The organism is Rhodococcus sp. ACS1 (assembly GCF_002300155.1).
GTDB classification, from domain to species: Bacteria; Actinomycetota; Actinomycetes; order Mycobacteriales; family Mycobacteriaceae; genus Rhodococcus_F; species Rhodococcus_F koreensis.
On record NZ_NSDZ01000004.1, the window covers coordinates 640,729 to 656,978 of the forward strand.

14 protein-coding genes are annotated in these 16,250 nt (G+C 65.3%); 10 read left to right on the top strand and 4 right to left on the bottom strand.

Annotated elements, in window-relative coordinates:
- Positions 1 to 57 precede the first annotated feature (57 nt).
- The 10 genes from CJ179_RS15260 to CJ179_RS15305 all read left to right on the top strand — a co-directional run bounded on the left by CJ179_RS15260 (position 58) and on the right by CJ179_RS15305 (position 10,592).
- Positions 58 to 948 carry a PaaX family transcriptional regulator C-terminal domain-containing protein gene (locus CJ179_RS15260; protein ID WP_072937078.1) on the top strand — a complete coding sequence of 297 codons (891 nt, stop codon included), beginning with the start codon at positions 58 to 60 and terminating at the stop codon, positions 946 to 948.
- Positions 949 to 999: 51 nt separating this feature from the next.
- On the top strand, positions 1,000 to 2,346 hold the full coding sequence (locus tag CJ179_RS15265) for a CdaR family transcriptional regulator (protein ID WP_143051445.1): 1,347 nt from the start codon (positions 1,000 to 1,002) through the stop codon (positions 2,344 to 2,346).
- 216 nt (positions 2,347 to 2,562) lie between these two features.
- Entirely contained in the window at positions 2,563 to 3,672 is a 1,110-nt protein-coding gene (locus tag CJ179_RS15270) for an ABC transporter substrate-binding protein (protein WP_179377595.1), read from the top strand.
- A gap of 4 nt (positions 3,673 to 3,676) precedes the next feature.
- Positions 3,677 to 4,567: a branched-chain amino acid ABC transporter permease gene (locus CJ179_RS15275; RefSeq protein WP_095862118.1), complete on the top strand. Its 891-nt coding sequence runs from the start codon at positions 3,677 to 3,679 to the stop codon at positions 4,565 to 4,567.
- A 7-nt stretch (positions 4,568 to 4,574) separates the two neighbouring features.
- Entirely contained in the window at positions 4,575 to 6,221 is a 1,647-nt protein-coding gene (locus CJ179_RS15280) for an ATP-binding cassette domain-containing protein (protein WP_072937082.1), read from the top strand.
- Positions 6,190 to 6,948 carry an ABC transporter ATP-binding protein gene (locus CJ179_RS15285; protein WP_072937083.1) on the top strand — a complete coding sequence of 253 codons (759 nt, stop codon included), beginning with the start codon at positions 6,190 to 6,192 and terminating at the stop codon, positions 6,946 to 6,948. Before CJ179_RS15280 ends, CJ179_RS15285 begins: the two co-directional genes overlap by 32 nt.
- A 47-nt stretch (positions 6,949 to 6,995) precedes the next feature.
- Complete coding sequence (locus CJ179_RS15290) at positions 6,996 to 7,994, top strand: hypothetical protein (RefSeq protein ID WP_095862119.1); 999 nt, start codon at positions 6,996 to 6,998, stop codon at positions 7,992 to 7,994.
- Positions 7,991 to 9,223: a phosphotransferase family protein gene (locus tag CJ179_RS15295; RefSeq protein WP_072937085.1), complete on the top strand. Its 1,233-nt coding sequence runs from the start codon at positions 7,991 to 7,993 to the stop codon at positions 9,221 to 9,223. The genes CJ179_RS15290 and CJ179_RS15295 overlap by 4 nt, the downstream gene beginning before the upstream one ends.
- On the top strand, positions 9,220 to 9,765 hold the full coding sequence (locus tag CJ179_RS15300; RefSeq protein WP_143051446.1) for a hypothetical protein: 546 nt from the start codon (positions 9,220 to 9,222) through the stop codon (positions 9,763 to 9,765). Before CJ179_RS15295 ends, CJ179_RS15300 begins: the two co-directional genes overlap by 4 nt.
- Positions 9,762 to 10,592, top strand: coding sequence for a 5'/3'-nucleotidase SurE (locus CJ179_RS15305; protein WP_072937087.1), 831 nt, complete (start codon positions 9,762 to 9,764; stop codon positions 10,590 to 10,592). The genes CJ179_RS15300 and CJ179_RS15305 overlap by 4 nt, the downstream gene beginning before the upstream one ends.
- Positions 10,593 to 10,750: 158 nt before the next feature.
- On the opposite strand, the gene CJ179_RS15310 is transcribed toward CJ179_RS15305, so the two are convergent.
- From CJ179_RS15310 to CJ179_RS15325, 4 genes are read right to left on the bottom strand one after another with little or no spacing between them, the layout of a single operon-like run.
- A complete protein-coding gene (locus tag CJ179_RS15310) occupies positions 10,751 to 12,187 on the bottom strand; it encodes an aldehyde dehydrogenase (RefSeq protein WP_095862120.1) in 1,437 nt (478 codons plus the stop codon).
- Positions 12,188 to 12,225: 38 nt separating this feature from the next.
- Complete coding sequence (locus tag CJ179_RS15315) at positions 12,226 to 13,332, bottom strand: NAD(P)-dependent alcohol dehydrogenase (RefSeq protein ID WP_095862121.1); 1,107 nt, start codon at positions 13,330 to 13,332, stop codon at positions 12,226 to 12,228.
- Between the two features lie 59 nt (positions 13,333 to 13,391).
- Positions 13,392 to 14,621: an NAD(P)/FAD-dependent oxidoreductase gene (locus CJ179_RS15320; RefSeq protein ID WP_095862122.1), complete on the bottom strand. Its 1,230-nt coding sequence runs from the start codon at positions 14,619 to 14,621 to the stop codon at positions 13,392 to 13,394.
- A 4-nt stretch (positions 14,622 to 14,625) separates the two neighbouring features.
- Positions 14,626 to 15,948 (bottom strand): cytochrome P450, encoded by a 1,323-nt coding sequence (locus CJ179_RS15325; RefSeq protein WP_095862123.1) that lies wholly within the window; start codon positions 15,946 to 15,948, stop codon positions 14,626 to 14,628.
- Between the last annotated feature and the right edge of the window lie 302 nt (positions 15,949 to 16,250).

Sequence of the window (16,250 nt, forward strand, 5' to 3'; positions counted from 1 at the left end):
ATCGCTGACCGGGGCCTCGAGGGGTGTTGTGGCAACGGGCTGACGTGATGCGCGACGATGGCACTTATGTCTGACTCGAAGCCGTCCGACTCGAAACCGGAGTCCACCCCCGACAAGGAAGTGGCGTCGACCGGAAGCGCGCGGTCGGTCCTCGTCACCGTGCTCGGCGAACTCGTCGAACCGTACGGACAGCCGGTGCGGACGGCCGCGCTTCTCTACGTCCTCAAAGGGCTCGGGTACGGGGAGCATGCCGCCCGGCAGGCGATCGCGCGCACAGGTTCCGCAGGTCTGATCGCCGCCGGCCGGAACGGACGCGAAACGCAGTGGACGTTGACGGACAAGGCGCATCGGCTCTTCACCGAGGGTGAACTTCGTGTCTTCTCCACCGACGTGGACACCACGCAGTGGGACGGCAGGTGGCTCGTCGTGAACGTGCCGATTCCGGAGTCTCACCGCTCGACCCGCAAGAAGCTCTATGCCGCGCTGCGGTGGGCCGGGTTCGGGAATCCGACACCCGGCGTCTGGGTCACTCCCCACGTCGACCGTGCCGCGGAAGCGGAACGAACCATCGAGTCTCTCGGATTGACCGCCAATACGGTCTCGTTCGTCGGGACGCTCGCCGTGCCCGGGATTCCCGAGAGCGAACTCGTCCGCCGTTCATGGGATCTGGAGGCCGCCGAGAAGGAGTACGACGAACTGCTCGACCGCTTCGATGCGCGAACCTTCCAACCGGGCGACGAGTTGCTGTTCGCGCACCTCCAACTCGCGGACGCGCTACGGCGCATGCCCTACATGGATCCGCGGCTCCCCGAGGTGCTGCTGCCGGACTGGCGCGGGCTGAAGGCCGCGCGGCGCCTGCGAGACCTGCGCGCGGAGTGGACCCCCACCGCCCACGCGCAGTGGCGTCGGATCGCCGGTCTCGACGTACCCGCCGCTCAGGTGCCGTAAGCGGTTTCGGGGACCTTCCCATGTTCGGTCCAATAATTTACAGTGTGGTCTGTGGCACACAGGGCGAAGCAGGCAGGGAACGGGTCGTCCGCATTACGGCCGGGCGGCGAGCCGGAGTCGGCTGCCGATTCCCGAGAGGAGACGCCGGCCTCGTTGTCCTGGAAACTGAGACTGGAAACCACGCTTGCCGACCGCGCGGCAGCGGTCGGGACGCTGTCCTGCCTGATCAGCGCTCTGTCCGACATGCTGGAGGCAACGGTATTCCTGATAGGTCCCGCCGGGCAGGTGATCAGCCGGGCCGTCCCTCCGGGTGCTTCGTCTACCGCGATCCCCACGCTGGAGCGGCTCGAGTCGCCGGAAGGACCGGTAGCCGCCGGCGCGGCTGCCGGCGTTGTGCGAGTGGATGGTGGGCGGACGGGTGGCCGCGACTACATGCTCGGTTCGGTTGTCGACGGCGACCACCTCTTCGGATGGGTAGTCACCCCGATCGAAGGATCCGTGTCCGTTGCACATGTGCAGTGGGCCGTGGACCGGGCAGTGGTCCACCTGACGGCCGAGTTCGTCTCCCAGCGGCGGATCGCCCGCGTGGCCTGGAATGCACGTGCGAACCTGGCGCGGCAGATGGTTCGGTCGACTACCTACGATGCAGATCTTCGGGCTTGCGCGGAGTACCTCGGCGTCGATCTGGCCGCGGACCGGGTCATCGCGTTCGTCCTGGAGCGGGGCCGGTCGTCGGGTTCGGCAGTCGATGCGGGCCGCCTCGGTGATCTGATCTCCGAAGATCTCGACGTCGACATCCTCACGATTCGTGGCACCGAGGGCGTCATCCTCTCGATCGAGGCGCCGGCAGGGGTCGGGAATGCGACGGTGATCGCGCGCTGCAAGGCGGCAGTCAACAAGGGCCTCGACCGGATGGGTGACCGATTTGCCGTTGCGGGCATCTCGTCGGTGACCCGGCCCGGTCAGCTCCGACGGGCATACCGGGAGGCATTCGAGGCTGCCCGGTGCCTTGACCGATACCCCTCGGAATCGAACCGCGCCATCGCCTGTGACGAACTCGGGCCTGCACGATTACTCGTAGCGAACAGCAACGAACAGTCCGTTCGGATGTACGTGTACGACGTTCTCGGGGATTTACTTGCGGGGGGAGTGTCGAACAACGACCTTCTCCGTACCCTGCAGGAGTTCTTCGACAGTGGACGGAGTGTGCGTGACACCGCAGTGCGGTTGGATGTGCACGAAAATACTGTGCGACACCGACTGGGGCGGGTGCACGACATCACCGGTCTCGACGTGGCCGCAAACTCGAACGATCAGCTCAGTGCCCAGACTGCACTGTTGATTCTCCGACTGCAGGGTCACCACGCGGTGCCGGGTTTCGGCCGGGTAGCGCGTTGAACGTGGGGCAGATTCGAGGGAGCTGAACCCCTCCTTGTCGACTTCTCCAATGCGGCGACGTGAGTCCGGGCCGAAGTTCTTGACCTTCGAATCGACGACGGCATTAACTGGCGCCCAGCGTGTTCCAACTCACATGCTTCGGAGTACGAATAGCAAGGAGTCCCTATGCGATCCGTCAACTGGACGAGAAAGCGACGACTAGCGGGTGCAGCCGCGATGGTTGCTGCGCTTCTGGCACTCACCGGATGTGGCGGCCCGGCCGGTGACAACTCTGGTGCCGTCCGGATTGGGCTCCTCGCCAATCTCACGGGTGACGCGGCGATGTCGTTCGGCAAGCCCTTCGAGCGAGGATTCGAACTCGCTCTGCACGAGGCCGAACCGATACTGGACGAGTCCGGTGTATCGATAGAGGTCCTCACCGAGGATGCCAAATCGGCCGTACCATCAGCGGTAACCGGGTACAACAAACTCCGTCAACAGAGTGTGCCACTCGTTGTCCAGGACTCGCAGAGCCCACTCGGTCAAGCGGTGGCGCCCCTGGCGAACGAAGACCGGATCACCCTGGTCAGCGGGGCCGGGAGCGCATTGGAGAACTCGGGCGGGTACTCATTCCGATTCACCGATCTGAGCACCCCCACGATGTCGGTCGGCAGTCGCCTGGCCGAGGAGGGCCACACCCGTATCGGTCTGGTTGTGGCCGGCGACAATCCATCCTTCACCACTCTGGCGGAGGCAACCGAGAAGGGGCTACCGGCCGGATTTGCATCTCGGCAGGAGGTTTCGTCCCAGGACACCGACTTCTCCGCTGTGCTGGCGAATCTCAGGCGGGATCGCCTCGATGCCGTGGTTCTGTCGGTCCTCCCGGCCCAGGCCGGAAATCTCATCCTCCAGATGAAGAACGCCGGTGAATTCGAGCACGTGAAACTGATCGGAACGGTTGCGATCAGCGGTGAAACCTACACGGTGGCCCGGGACTCGGCCCGAGGCTTCGAGTTTCCGCAGGTGTGGGCTCCTGGCGGAACCAATCCCACCGCCTTCGAAGGACGGTACACGGAGAAGTACGGTGAGGTCCCCACTGCCTACGGTGCCCTGGGTTATCAGGTCGGCTGGACGACAGTGGCCGCCGTGATCCAGGCAGAGAAGAGTGGAACCGTTGACGGTAGTGCTCTGCGTGATCTCCTTCCCGCTGCCTCGACTTCGGACCTGGTGCGAGAACACGGGATTCTCGGGCTCGAAATGACTGCGGACGGTCTCGCGATCTCGAGCGGGGTCATGGCCACGTTCGCAGACGGAGGAGCCATGGTCCTCGCCGGATCGGACGGGTGAATCCATGGACTTCCTGCTTCAGCAAACCGTCAACGGGATCGTTCTCGGCAGCGTATATGCGCTCTATGCATCGGGTTTCGGTCTGGTGATGGCAAACCTCCGGATCTTCCACGTCGCGCATGCAGCGGTGTTCACCTGGGGAGCAATCTTCGCCTGGGAGCTCACATCACGACTCGGCTGGTCCCTCCTGGCGGCCTTGCCGGTCGTCGCGGTGCTGGCGGGATTACTCAACGTGCTGGCCTACTTCCTGCTGATCCGCCGGGTCCTTCATCGCCGGGGCGGCGAGATGGCCGCCTTCATCTCCTCGATGGGCGGCCTCATCGTGCTCGTCGAGCTGGCACACCACCACCTCGACGGTGCCGTCGTGCGAATGAACGCCGACGCGTTCACCAGTGCACCTCTGTCGATCGGCCCGGTTCGGATCACCACCCTGCACTTGATAATGGTGTGCCTGGTGCTCGTCATCGTGGCCGTGACGAGTTGGCTACTCGCCCGAACGGAGCTCGGCCGGGAGATCCGCACCGTCGCTTTCGACAAGGACACCGCCGCGATCCTCGGCGTCAACGTGGATCGCGTCAGCGCCGGAGTGTTCTTCGCGTCAGGCGCCATGGCAGGTGTCGCCGCGTCGTTCGTCGCCATCGCGTTCAACGTCATCGATGCCGGACTCGGCTCGACCTACCTGGTGATCGCGCTCGGAGCCATGGTGGTCGGCGGCTTCGGCAGTGTCGGCGGCATGCTCGTCGGCGGTCTGGTCATCGGGATCGCGTCCACCTATGCGACGGGGTACCTGTCGAGCACCTATCGCGATCTCGTCGTCTTCGTCTTGATGCTCCTCTTCCTCGCTCTGAGGCCCGAAGGTCTGTTCCGGACCCGCGCAGAACTGACAAGGGTGTGACACGACCATGACAGAGTTCTTTTCGATCTTCGGTGCGTACGACTTCGTGATCAGGGACGGAATCGTCCTCTCACTCGTTGCCCTGTCGCTCTATGTTGTGCTCAGCGCCGGAATCTTCGCTGTGCCCCAAGTCGGTTTGATGGCTGTCGGGGCATATGTCTCGGCTGTACTTTCCGTCGACGCAGGGGCCCCGTTCGTGGTCTCTCTCATCGGGGGGACGCTCGCATCCGGATTCGTCGCCCTGCTGCTGGCCGGTCTGTTGCACCGGCTCAACGGCATCTACCTGGCCATCGCGAGCATCGCGTTCGCGGAAATCGTGCGGGTGGCGGTGCTGAATCTGCCACTGACCGGGGGCGCACAGGGCAAGGTGGGCATCCCACGGACCACGACCGATCTCGTGATCTGCATCGTGGTCGTCGTCGCCGTTGCGGGTCTCATCGCACTGAAGCGTTCGCGATTCGGGCTCGCGATCAGTGCCATGCGGGAGGACTCCCTCATGGCGAGCCACCAGGGAGTCGACGTCGTCCGATACCGGACCGCGTTGTTTGCGCTCTCGGGGATCCTTGCGGGAGCCGCCGGCGCCCTCCACGTCCATATGTCGGGCTTCGTGGAACCGGGCCAGTTCAGCTTCGAACTACTCACCCAGCTACTTGCAATAGTGGTCATCGGAGGGACGGTGTTCGTCACCGGCTCGCTCGTCGGTGCCCTCGTCATCATCGGCCTGCCCGTCGCCTTGACCGGTCTTGCTTCGTATGAGGCACTGGTCAACGGCGTGCTGATCGTGCTGATCGTCGCCTTTGCGCCGAGCGGAATCCTCGGGAGTCTCCGCTCGTGGTGGCCGGTCCGCAGCAGTCCCTCCCCACCGGACAGCGCGGACGAGACATCCGCGGAGCGGGTGTTCCCACTCCTGCGGGACGACGGGCCCGCAGGCGATACCGTCCTCGAGATCCGGGATGTGGTCATGTCATTCGGGGGCCTGCGCGCGCTGGACGCTGTCAGTGTCGAAGCACGATCCGGGGAGGTACTCGGCATCATCGGCCCGAACGGGTCGGGAAAGACGACTCTCCTGAACGTGTTGTCCGGCGTCTATCGTCCGGAGAGCGGAACCGGCACCTTGCTCGAGCACGACTTCTCCGAACTCTGGGGTCACCCACACGTCACGGCTCAGTCCGGGCTCGCCAGGACTTTCCAGAACATCCGACTGATGGACGAGGAGACTGTGTCGACCAACGTCCGGCTGGGCATCGCGCGGCGTCCGGGCGTCGATGTGCACGAGCGGACCCGAAATCTGCTCACCGAAAATCGTCTCGACTGGGCCGCCGACATCCCGGTGGGCAGCCTGCCGTACGGGGTGCGACGACGGGTGGAGATCGCGCGTGCCCTTGCGCGAGAGCCCCGCGTACTACTGCTCGACGAACCAACTGCAGGTATGAATCCCACTGAGCGGCAAGACGTGTTCGACACGATCTCGGACATCAGATCGGGTGGCGTCGCTGTGATCGTGGTGGAGCACGACGTGGCGATGATGCGTTCCTTCTGCGATCGGCTCGTCGTATTGGACTTCGGCAGGAAAATCGCCGAAGGCAAACCCGACAACGTACTCGATTCCAAGGAGGTCATCCGTGCCTACATCGGATCCGGTTCTCTCGCTTGAGGATGTCAGCATCTCCTACGGGCACGTATCTGCGGTCACGGATGTGACGCTGACACTGTACGCGGGGGAGACCCTCGCTCTCATAGGTCCGAACGGGGCAGGCAAGTCGACGTTGCTCCGCGGAATCACCAATCAGGCCCGTAAGGGCAACGGCAAGATTCGCTTCGGCGGACGGGACATCTCCTCCACTCCGACGCACCGGATCACCCGCGCCGGGATCGTCCATGTCCCCGAGGGCCGCCAGGTCGTGGCGCCACTGACCGTCCGGGAGAACCTGCAGCTCGCGGCACATGCAGCGGGACGCTGCCCCCGACGGGAAATCGAAGCCTCGATAGACCGTGTCCACGAACTCTTCCCGCCCCTCGCGCGCTTGCGCAATACTCCCTCCGGCCTACTCAGCGGCGGCGAGCAGCAGATGGTTGCGATCGGACGGGCGCTGATGGCGCGACCCGCGGTGCTGCTGCTCGACGAGCCCAGCATGGGGCTGGCCCCGGTCATGGTCGAGGTGATCTACGAATTCCTCGGCGAACACCGGGACGCACTCGGTGGGGCAGCCGTCCTCCTCGCCGAGCAGAGCCAGATCGCGCTCCGAGTCGCCGACCGCGCAGCGGTCCTGTCCCGTGGCCGGCTGGGCTTCGTCGGGCCGAGCTCCCAGATGGACGAATCCTTGATCGCCGAAGCGTATCTCGGCACCGGCCGGACTGCCGGTGTGCCGGAAACGGCCTAGTTCCAACGCTATCCATTCCACAACCGCACCTATCGAGGAGAACCACGATGATCACAGATGCAGACTCCGAGTTTCATCCCAGGGACCCGGACGATCGGACCTGGACCGAGACGATGTTCCTGCCATTCGCCATCCCCGACGAGGGCATCTTCGGCAATGTGTACGTTCTCGCCCGCCCGAATGTCGGAATTGCCACGTCGTCGATCCTCATCGGCAAGGGATTCTGCACACAGCCGTACGAGATCGCATTCACCGATCCGCAGGTGCACCTGCCCTGTCCCGAATCCTTCGCCAAATTCACGCTGGGGAACGGGCTCAGCGTGAACGCTCCGACACCCAAGGAGTACGACGTCAGCTACGAGAACGCACTGGGTGCGTGCTCACTGGACCTGTCGTTCCGGGCATTGCACGAGCCGTTCGATCCGGGCGATCCCGAGCAGAATCCGCTCCTCGCGGCGGACCGGAGTACGGGGGACAGTCGACACGGTGACGAATGGGAGAACGGCCATTTCGAGGTGAAGGGGCACATCACCGGAAACCTCGAGCTGCGCGGCAAGAAATACAAGGTTGATTGCTACGACGGGATGGACCACAGCTGGGGCCCCCGTACGGAGACAGGTACCCGCTCGGTGGCGTGGGTATCGGTGAACTTCGGGCCGGAACTGGCCGTTCACCTCGCCGTCCTGATCGACCTGCGGGACGGTCAGGTCAGATACGAGAAACTCCGATTCGGTTTCGTCGTGGAGAACGGTGAGGTCCATCCTGTGGTGGACGCCGACATCCGAGCCGAACACACGCAACTCCTGGCAATCAACAATCACATCCGGATCACCGATGCGCGAGGAAAGGAGTACGAGTTCTTCGGCACGGCGATCTCGAGCCACCCCTGGTACAACTTCAACCCCTCCCACGTCAGTTATCAGGGGGTCTTCCGCTACCACTGGGGTGACAAGGTGGGATACGGGGAGATGGCCGACATCTACGGGTTGGACTATCTGGCAGAGCGGATGTCCAGCCACGGCCGTGCACGGGGGCTGAACGCATGAACGATCACGACCTGACGTGGGGTCTCGACTTCGACGACCGCGACGACCCCTCGCCGGATTTCATCGACGCAGTCCGTCGGGAGTACCCGACGGAGCGAGAGGTCGACACGATGCTCACACGCAAGATGAGCCGCCGCAAAGGCCCGTCGTATCGCCGCCCGGATCTCGCCGAGATGGCCAAGATCCTCGACGAGTTTCTCGGCCACGAACTCGGTTCGTCCAACTTCGAGATACGAGATCTGCACTGGTTCACCGGGGGAGTGTCGAAGATCCAGATCGGTTTCACACTCGACTGTGACGATCCCGCGGGGCGCCGTCGGTCGGAACATCTCGTGCTTCGGATGGACCCCAGTGAGGGATCGAATGCGACGAGCCGCGCTCGAGAGCACGAATTGTTGACTCTCATGAACGGTGTGATCCCGGTGCCGAGACCGCATTTCCTCGACGCCGAGGGGGAATGGTTTCCGGAACCGGCGCTGATCTACGAGTTCGTGGAGGGGGTCACCAAACCTCGGGCCACGGGGACCGGGCGGATCAGTGGTCTCGGTACGGATTTCGGGCCGGACCACCGGAGGGTGCTGGCACCTCAGTACCTCGACCACCTGTCCAAGATCCACAACACCGATGTCTCGGACCGGTCGCTCACTCATCTGCAGGTTCCCCGCACCGGTTCCACCGAGTCGGCGGAATGGATGGTCCACCATGCGCTGCGCTGTTGGGAAGAGGACCGGGGCGAGGATTCCCCGCTCATGGAGATCACGGCGAACTGGTTGCTGAGCAATCTTCCCACCCTGGATGTCGCCGGTGTCGTCCACGGCGACTTCCGGAGCGGTAACTTCCTTTTCGACGAGGAATCCGGTCGGATCCTGGGTTGGCTGGACTGGGAGCGTGGCCTCATCGGTGACCGGCACCGTGACCTGGCGTGGATCACTCTCCCCACGATGGGCCATTACGACGCCGACGGCCGCTATTTCGTGTGTGGCCTCATCCCTCTGGACGAGTTCTTCGATCGATACACCGAGGTCTCCGGTCTCACCGTCGATCCGGAGCGGCTGCGGTTCTACCAGATCCTGAACTGCTTCACCATCATCGTGTCGACGATGGCGTCCTCCTACCGCATCGCCCGGCTGGGGAAGTCACACCAGGACATCCTGCTCACCCGTGTGGAGGGACTGGTCCCGGTGATCTCTCGCCAACTCATCACGCTCCTGAAGGGGAAGAACACATGATGGACCACAGTGAGAACACCCTCCGTGCTGCGATCAAGTCGCTGCGTGACACCGTCGCGCCGGCGGTCGACCCGCTGGATCCGCAGGCAGTCGAGCAGCTTCGACTGACGATCGATTTCCTCGAATTCCTGCGGACCCGCGTGTACGACATCCATGCCCGGCAACGCTACGAACTGGGCCGCCAGATGGACATCGCACAGGCCCTTCTCGACGACGCCGCGCTGATCTCCCCGGATGTCGGCGACCGACTCACCCGCGCCGTATCCGATGCGCGATCCGTCCACGCCGATGCGGACGCACATACCCAGGATCTGCGCGCGTCCTCGCAGAAACTCTGGGTGGTCGTGCGCGGTGTCCTCAGAACCGCCCGGCAGGCGCCTGAAGACGTCCGTGAACGTATCAGCACCAGAGTGATCGGGGGAATCGAGCCTTTGGTCGAGATGGAAAGTGCGTGGTATCTCCCGTTCGGGTTCGAACCAGATCCCGGATCGGTTCCCCAGTTGGAGGAACTCCTCGGCCGTGCCTCCTCTGACGCCCGATGAGAATCCTCGTCACAAATGACGACGGCATCGAGGCGGCCGGACTGGCGGCACTCGCTGCCGCAGCTGGGGGCGGCGGCCGCGAACTCGTGGTCGTCGCTCCCAGCGCCGAGTCCAGCGGCAGCGCGGCCAGCCTCGGCGTGATCCGGGACAGGAATCGCGTGACGGTGTCGGTGCCCGGCGACGAATGTTTCGCTGGAATCGAAGCCTATTCCGTGGACGCGCCACCTGCGCTCGGGGTCCGGGCCGCCTGCAGCGGGGCATTCGGGTGGAAGCCGAATCTAGTTGTGTCGGGGATTAATCCAGGCTTCAACACCGGGCGGCTCGTACTGCATTCGGGGACGGTCGGCGCCGTGCTCACGGCCGCATCCCTCGACGTCTGTGCTGCGGCATTCAGCACCGAAGCGCACTCGGTGCTCGGTCTTGACACGACCAGTCGGGTAGCCACAAGTGTCATCGGCGGACTGGTTGATGCCGGGCTGCCACCGGTCGCGGTGAACGTGAACGTGCCCGCGCTTCCGTTCCAGGAACTGAGAGGCCTGCGTTTCGCCGATCCAGGCACCGTGAGTTGCGATGACGTCGCCTTCGACTTCGAAGGCAATAGTCTCGCGCTGCGCAGGCGGCGGAATCCGCCGCCTTACGACGACCGATCGGACGCTGACCTCGTCGCCTGTGGCCTGATTTCGGTTACGGTGCTCGCACTCCCCTGGAGGACGGACACGAATGCCGAAAGCCGTGTCGTGGCAGCCATCGAGCGGCGTTGGATCCTCGCTAGTGCATCGTGCGAACGCGCGAATACGACCTCCGCCTGTCGGGGCGCGCGGGTGTGAGTTTCACGGTGCACAGTTCGTCGAGCCGCCGCCGAAGGGTGCCCATGTGACCGCGAAGTCGAGCATGGCGAGTTCTTCGTTGGTCGCCGGCGTCTTCCGCTCTCTCGTGTGGAAGTGGGTGCGGCCGTGCGTGGTGTCGCACGGCCGCACCCGGGGGGTCATCGCACGTCGAGGTAGATGCTCTTGAGCTGCTGGTAGCTCGCGAGGCCCTCGGGTCCGAGTTCGCGGCCGAGGCCGCTGTTCTTGATGCCGCCGAAGGGGGCGGTCGGATCGTTGGAGTAGCCGTTGATTCCGACTGTTCCGCTGGCGATGCCCCGGGCGAATTGGGCGCCGCGTTCGGGGTCGGCGGTCCAGATGGAGCCGCCGAGGCCGTAGTCGGAGTGGTTGGCGATCGTGACGGCTTCGGTCTCGTCGGTGTAGGGGATGACCGACAGGACGGGCCCGAAGATTTCCTCCTGGGCGATCGTGTGGCCGGTCTCGACGTCGGCGAAGACGGTGGGTTCGACGAACCATCCGTATTCGGCGTCGGCGGGTCTGCGGCCGCCGGTGGTGACGCGGCCGCCGTCCGAGCGGCCTTTCTCGATGTATCCCTCCACCCGGTCGCGTTGCCGGGACGACACGAGCGGTCCCATCTGGGTCGTGTCGGACAGCGGGTCGCCGACCGACAGGCCCTTGGCGAGGTCGGTGATGGTGTCGACGATCTCGTCGTAGCGGGAGCGGGGTGCGAGGACGCGGGTGCCGAGCCAGCAGATCTGCCCGTTGTTGAGCAGGGTGGCGGCGTAGAACGATTCGATGTTCGCGGCGAGGTCGGCGTCGTCGAGGACGACGGCGGCGGACTTTCCGCCGAGTTCGAGGGTGACGGGGCGCAGCAGTTCGCCGCAGGTGCGGCCGATGGCGCGTCCGGCGCCGGTGGAGCCGGTGAAGGAGACCTTGTCGATCCCGGGGTGGGCGACGAGGTAGGCGCCGAGGTCGCGTCCACCGGGGACGATGTTGACCACACCGGCGGGGAGTCCGGCGGCGATGGCGGCTTCGGCCATCAGGAACGCGTCGAGCACGGTTTCGGGGGACGGTTTGAGGACGACGGTGCAGCCGGCGGCGAGGGCGGGGGCGAGTTTGAGGAATGTGATGGCCTGCGGCACGTTCCACGGGACGATGGCGCCGACCACACCGATCGGGGAGCGGGTGACGAGTGTGGAGCCGCCGAGCATGCCGGGCCGGATCTCGTCTTCCTGCTTCGCCGCCATGTCGGCGTAGTAGCGCAGCAGGACGGGTGGGAACCCGCCCTCGAACTGCCGGGCGAGGGTGATGGGCATGCCGTTCTGGCTGCTGACCCGGGTGGAGGTGTCCTCGGCGCGGGATTCGAGTTCGTCGGCGAACCGGTTCAGCACCTCGGCGCGTTGGGCCGCGGTCCACGACGCCCACTCGGTGAGCGCGGCGCGGGCGGCGTCGACGGCGTCGTCGATGTCGGTTTCGGTGCCCTCCGGCACGGAGCCGATGCGCTGCTCGGTGGTGGGGGAGATGACCGGGATCGTCGAGTCGCCGGCGGGCCGGGTCCATCCGCCGCGGATGTAGAGATCGGGGTAGTCGATCGTCATCGGGGTGTCCTTCTCAGAAAGGTTCGGTGGTGGGGTCGTCAGTCGTGCAGGAGCACGGGTTTGAGGACTTCGCCGCGGTGCTGGGCGTCGATCGCGTCGTTGATCTTCGCGAAGGGGAAGGTGGTGACGAGTTTGTCGAGCGGGAACTTCCCGGCCTTGTACAGCTCGACGAGTTCGGGGATGAACTCGTCGGGGACGCTGTCGCCCTCGATGATTCCGGTAATAGTCAGCCCCATGGCGAGGGAGTTGATGATGTTGAGCGGCACCGAGGCTGCGGGGTCGGCGGGGACGCCGATGAGTCCGATCTTGCCGTGGAAGGTCATGGCGCCGACGAGTGATTCGATGACGGCGGGGACGCCGGAGGTGTCGATCGCGTAGTCGACGCCGGCGGGGATGATCGCGCGGACCTGCTCGGCCAGCGGACCGGCACCGGGGTCGATGACATGGGTGGCGCCGAGTTCGAGGGCGAGGTCGCGGCGCGACTGGTGCGGTTCGACGGCGATGATCGTGGCGGCGCCCTGCACGACGGCACCCATGACGGCGGCCAGTCCGACCGATCCGGCGCCGGCGACGAGGATCGCGGATCCGGGTCGGCAGTCGAGGGAGCGCATGACGGCGCCGGCGCCGGTCTGGATTCCGCAGCCGAGCGGAGCCAGAAGTTCGGCGGGAACGTCGGCGGGAACCTTCACGACGTTGCGTTCGAACGCGAGGCTGTAGGTGGCGAACGAGGACTGCCCGAAGAACAGGCCGGTCAGGGACTCGCCGTCGGTGGTCGACAGCGGACCGGTACCGTCTTCGCGGACTCCGTCGTAGGCGAGGTGCATGAACTGGTGGCAGTAGGAAGGGGCCCCGGTGGTGCAGGAGGGGCAGGTTCCGCAGCTGTTGAAGGTGATGGCGACACGGTCGCCGGCGGCGACCTTGGTGACACCGTCGCCGACTGCGCGGACGAAGCCGCAGCCTTCGTGGCCGAGGACGGCGGGCAGCGCCGTGGGGAGGGCGCCGTCGCGCGCGGCGAGGTCGGTGTGGCAGATGCCGACCGCTTCGATTTCGACGAGTACCTCGCCGGCCTTCGGTCCGTCGATGGTGATCGTTTCGAGCGAGAACTCGGTGTGGGGTTCTCTCGCGACTGCTGCGAGTGCTTCCATCGTCAATGACTCCATGTCTGTGGGGGCCGGCCCGAGAAGGACCGGCGTGGATCGAATGCTCAGAGAGCGGCTTCCCGCAACGGCGTCGCGGGATCGGCGAGGGCGGTGCGGTCGACCTTGGTGCGATTTCCGATGAACTTCTTTCCGGCCATGAATTCGCCTGCGGCATTCACGGTCTCGACGGCCACCGGTATCCCGTCGCTGTCGAGATGGAACAGTGCGAACGAGGTGGCGGAGGCGTCGCCACGCAGGATCGGCTGCGTGTCCGGCCCGATCATGCCCGCCATCTTCATCTTCAGATCGAACTGATCCGACCAGAACCACGGCACCTCGTGCGGTGGGAGCGGGGCGCCCATGATGACCGCCGCCGCCTGCTTCGCCTGCTCGACCGCACTCGGAATGCTTTCCAGCCGCACCATCTTCCCGAGCGTGTCGTGCAGTCGATAGGTCACGTCCCCGATCGCGAGAACGTGCGGATCGCTGGTGTGGGCCGACCCGTCGACGACGATTCCGGCGAGGCACTCGAGGCCGGACTCGCGTGCCAGCGCGTCGTTCGGGATGGCACCGACCCCGACCAGGACGACGTCGCAGGCGATTTCGGTTCCATCACCGAGTTCGATCCCGGCGACGCGGCCGTCGGAGCCGGTGATTCCCCGGACCTCGGCCCCGGTGAGAATACGGGTGCCGCGGTTCCGGTGGAAGTCGGTGAGTGCCGTCGACAGTTCCCGGCTCGCCACCCGGGCCAGCACCCGGTCCTCCCGTTCGATCACCGTGACGTCGCATCCGCGGGCGCGGGCCGACGCCGCGACCTCGAGTCCCACGTACCCACCGCCGATGATGGCGAGCGCCGATCCGGAGTGCACGGCCTCGCGGAGCATCGTGGCGTCGGCGAGGGTGCGGAGGCTGAGCACACCCTCGAGATCGCTTCCCGGGAGCGACAGCGTCCGCGGCGCGGCGCCCGTCGCGAGCACGAGTGTCGTGTACTCCAGCACCGTTCCGGATACGGTCGTCGCGGTTCGCGCGTCCCGGTCGATGCGGCTGACCGGATCACCGAGCAGCGTGTCGATCTCGTTGTCGGCGTAGAACGATTCCGGTTTGAGCCACTGCACGAACCCGTCGTCGGCGTATTTCTTCGACAGCGGCGGGCGGTGATAGGGCGGATGGGTCTCGTCCCCGCACAGGACGATGCGACCGCCGAACTTCTGCTGCCGCAGCATGCCGGCGAGAGTGCCGCCGGCGTGCCCGGCCCCGACGATCACCACGGTGGGTGACGCATGTGACGTGACCATGGTGTTACCGGGTGAACGCGATCTGGACGGGCATGTTCTTGAGCCCGCCGACGAAGTTGGTCTGGATCATCTTCGTGTCGTCGGCGAGTTCGAGGGACTCGATGTGGGGGAGCAGTTCCTCGAACATGATCCGCAGTTCGAGCTTCGCCAGGTGCTGGCCGATGCACATGTGCGGGCCGTAACCGAAGGCGATGTGCTTGTTGGGCCTGCGGGTGATGTCGAAGGTGTCGGGGTCCGGGATGACGTCCGCGTCGCGGTTGCCCGACTGGTACAGCAGCATGAAGCGGTCGCCCTTCTTGATGTCGCGGCCGCGGAGTGTGTAGTCCTGCGTCGCCTGACGCATGAAGTGCTTCACCGGCGAGGCCCAGCGCAGCGATTCGTTGACGATGTGCGGGGCGAGCGCCGGATCGGCCTTGGCCTTCGCGAGGAGCTCCGGGTTGCGGCCGAGTTCGAGCATGCCGCCGGCGAGGGTGCTCGAGGTGGTGTCGTGACCCGCGGTGGCGATGGCGATGAAATAGCCGTAGGCCACCTCGTTCGGGTAGTACTCGCCACTCTCGTTGCGTGCCACCGAGATGATGGTCGCGAGATCGTCGCGGGGGTTGGCCCGCCGGTCCTGCAGCAGCCTTTCGAAGTAGGCGTAGAAGTCCTGAATCGTGGCCACCCACTGCTTCGCGGCGGCGTCCGGGGTGAGCGGTTCGACGTCCTCCCGCGCGGCATCGGGATCGGCCGTGCCGAAGAACTCCTGCGTGAGGGCCATCATGCGGGGCTCGTCCGATTCCGGCACCCCGAACAGGCTCATGATGACGTGCAGGGGGTAGTGGAGGGCGAAGTCCTTGACGAAGTCGATCCGGCCGTCCGTCTTCAGAAGCCGGGCGACGGCAGCCTTCGCGAGGTCGCGGATGGTCGCTTCCCACTGGGCGAGGTTGGTGGGCCGGAACCAGTCCAGCGCGATGTCCTTGATCGCGGTGTGCTCCGGCGGGTCGAGGTAGGTGAGAGTCTCGAGGATGCGGAGGCTGCCGTTGTTGATGCTCTTGGTGAACTGATCGCCGGCCTGGTTCGCCAGGATCGGGTTGACGGAGCCCTTGTCCTCGGCGCCCGCACTGGTGAAGATGTCGGGCTGACGCTCGATCTCCATGATGTCGGCGTGCTTGCTCACCAGCCAGATGGGGTCGTACCCCTCCACCACGGCACGGCCGAGGGGATTGTTCTCGCGCAGCCAGCGGTAGGCCTCGAACAGTGCGTCGTTGTCCCGGTGTCCCTCGGGTAGAACGATCTGACGGGCGACGGTGTCCGGAATAAGTTCCGTGACCTGCTCTGTAGTGCTCATCGATTCCCCTTCGTGGTGCAGTGTGGTGCGGCGCCGAACGTCGCGGCGCCCTCGCCGACTGGAGTGACTTCAGCCTGTCAGCCACGAGAGTGAGGGGCATCACACCATTGATCGAAAGTTGTCCACCTAACGGGGGATGTGTGCCCGGTCACCCCAGCGCACATCGGGGTCGGCGGGGCAAGGATCACCCCACGGGAGGGGGGTAATCAGTCGAAGTGGTGATGTGCCCGGCCAGTGATCGGCGACACAATTTTCGGTAACCGAGAACGCGGCCGGACCTTCGCTGAGCACGACGGTCGCGC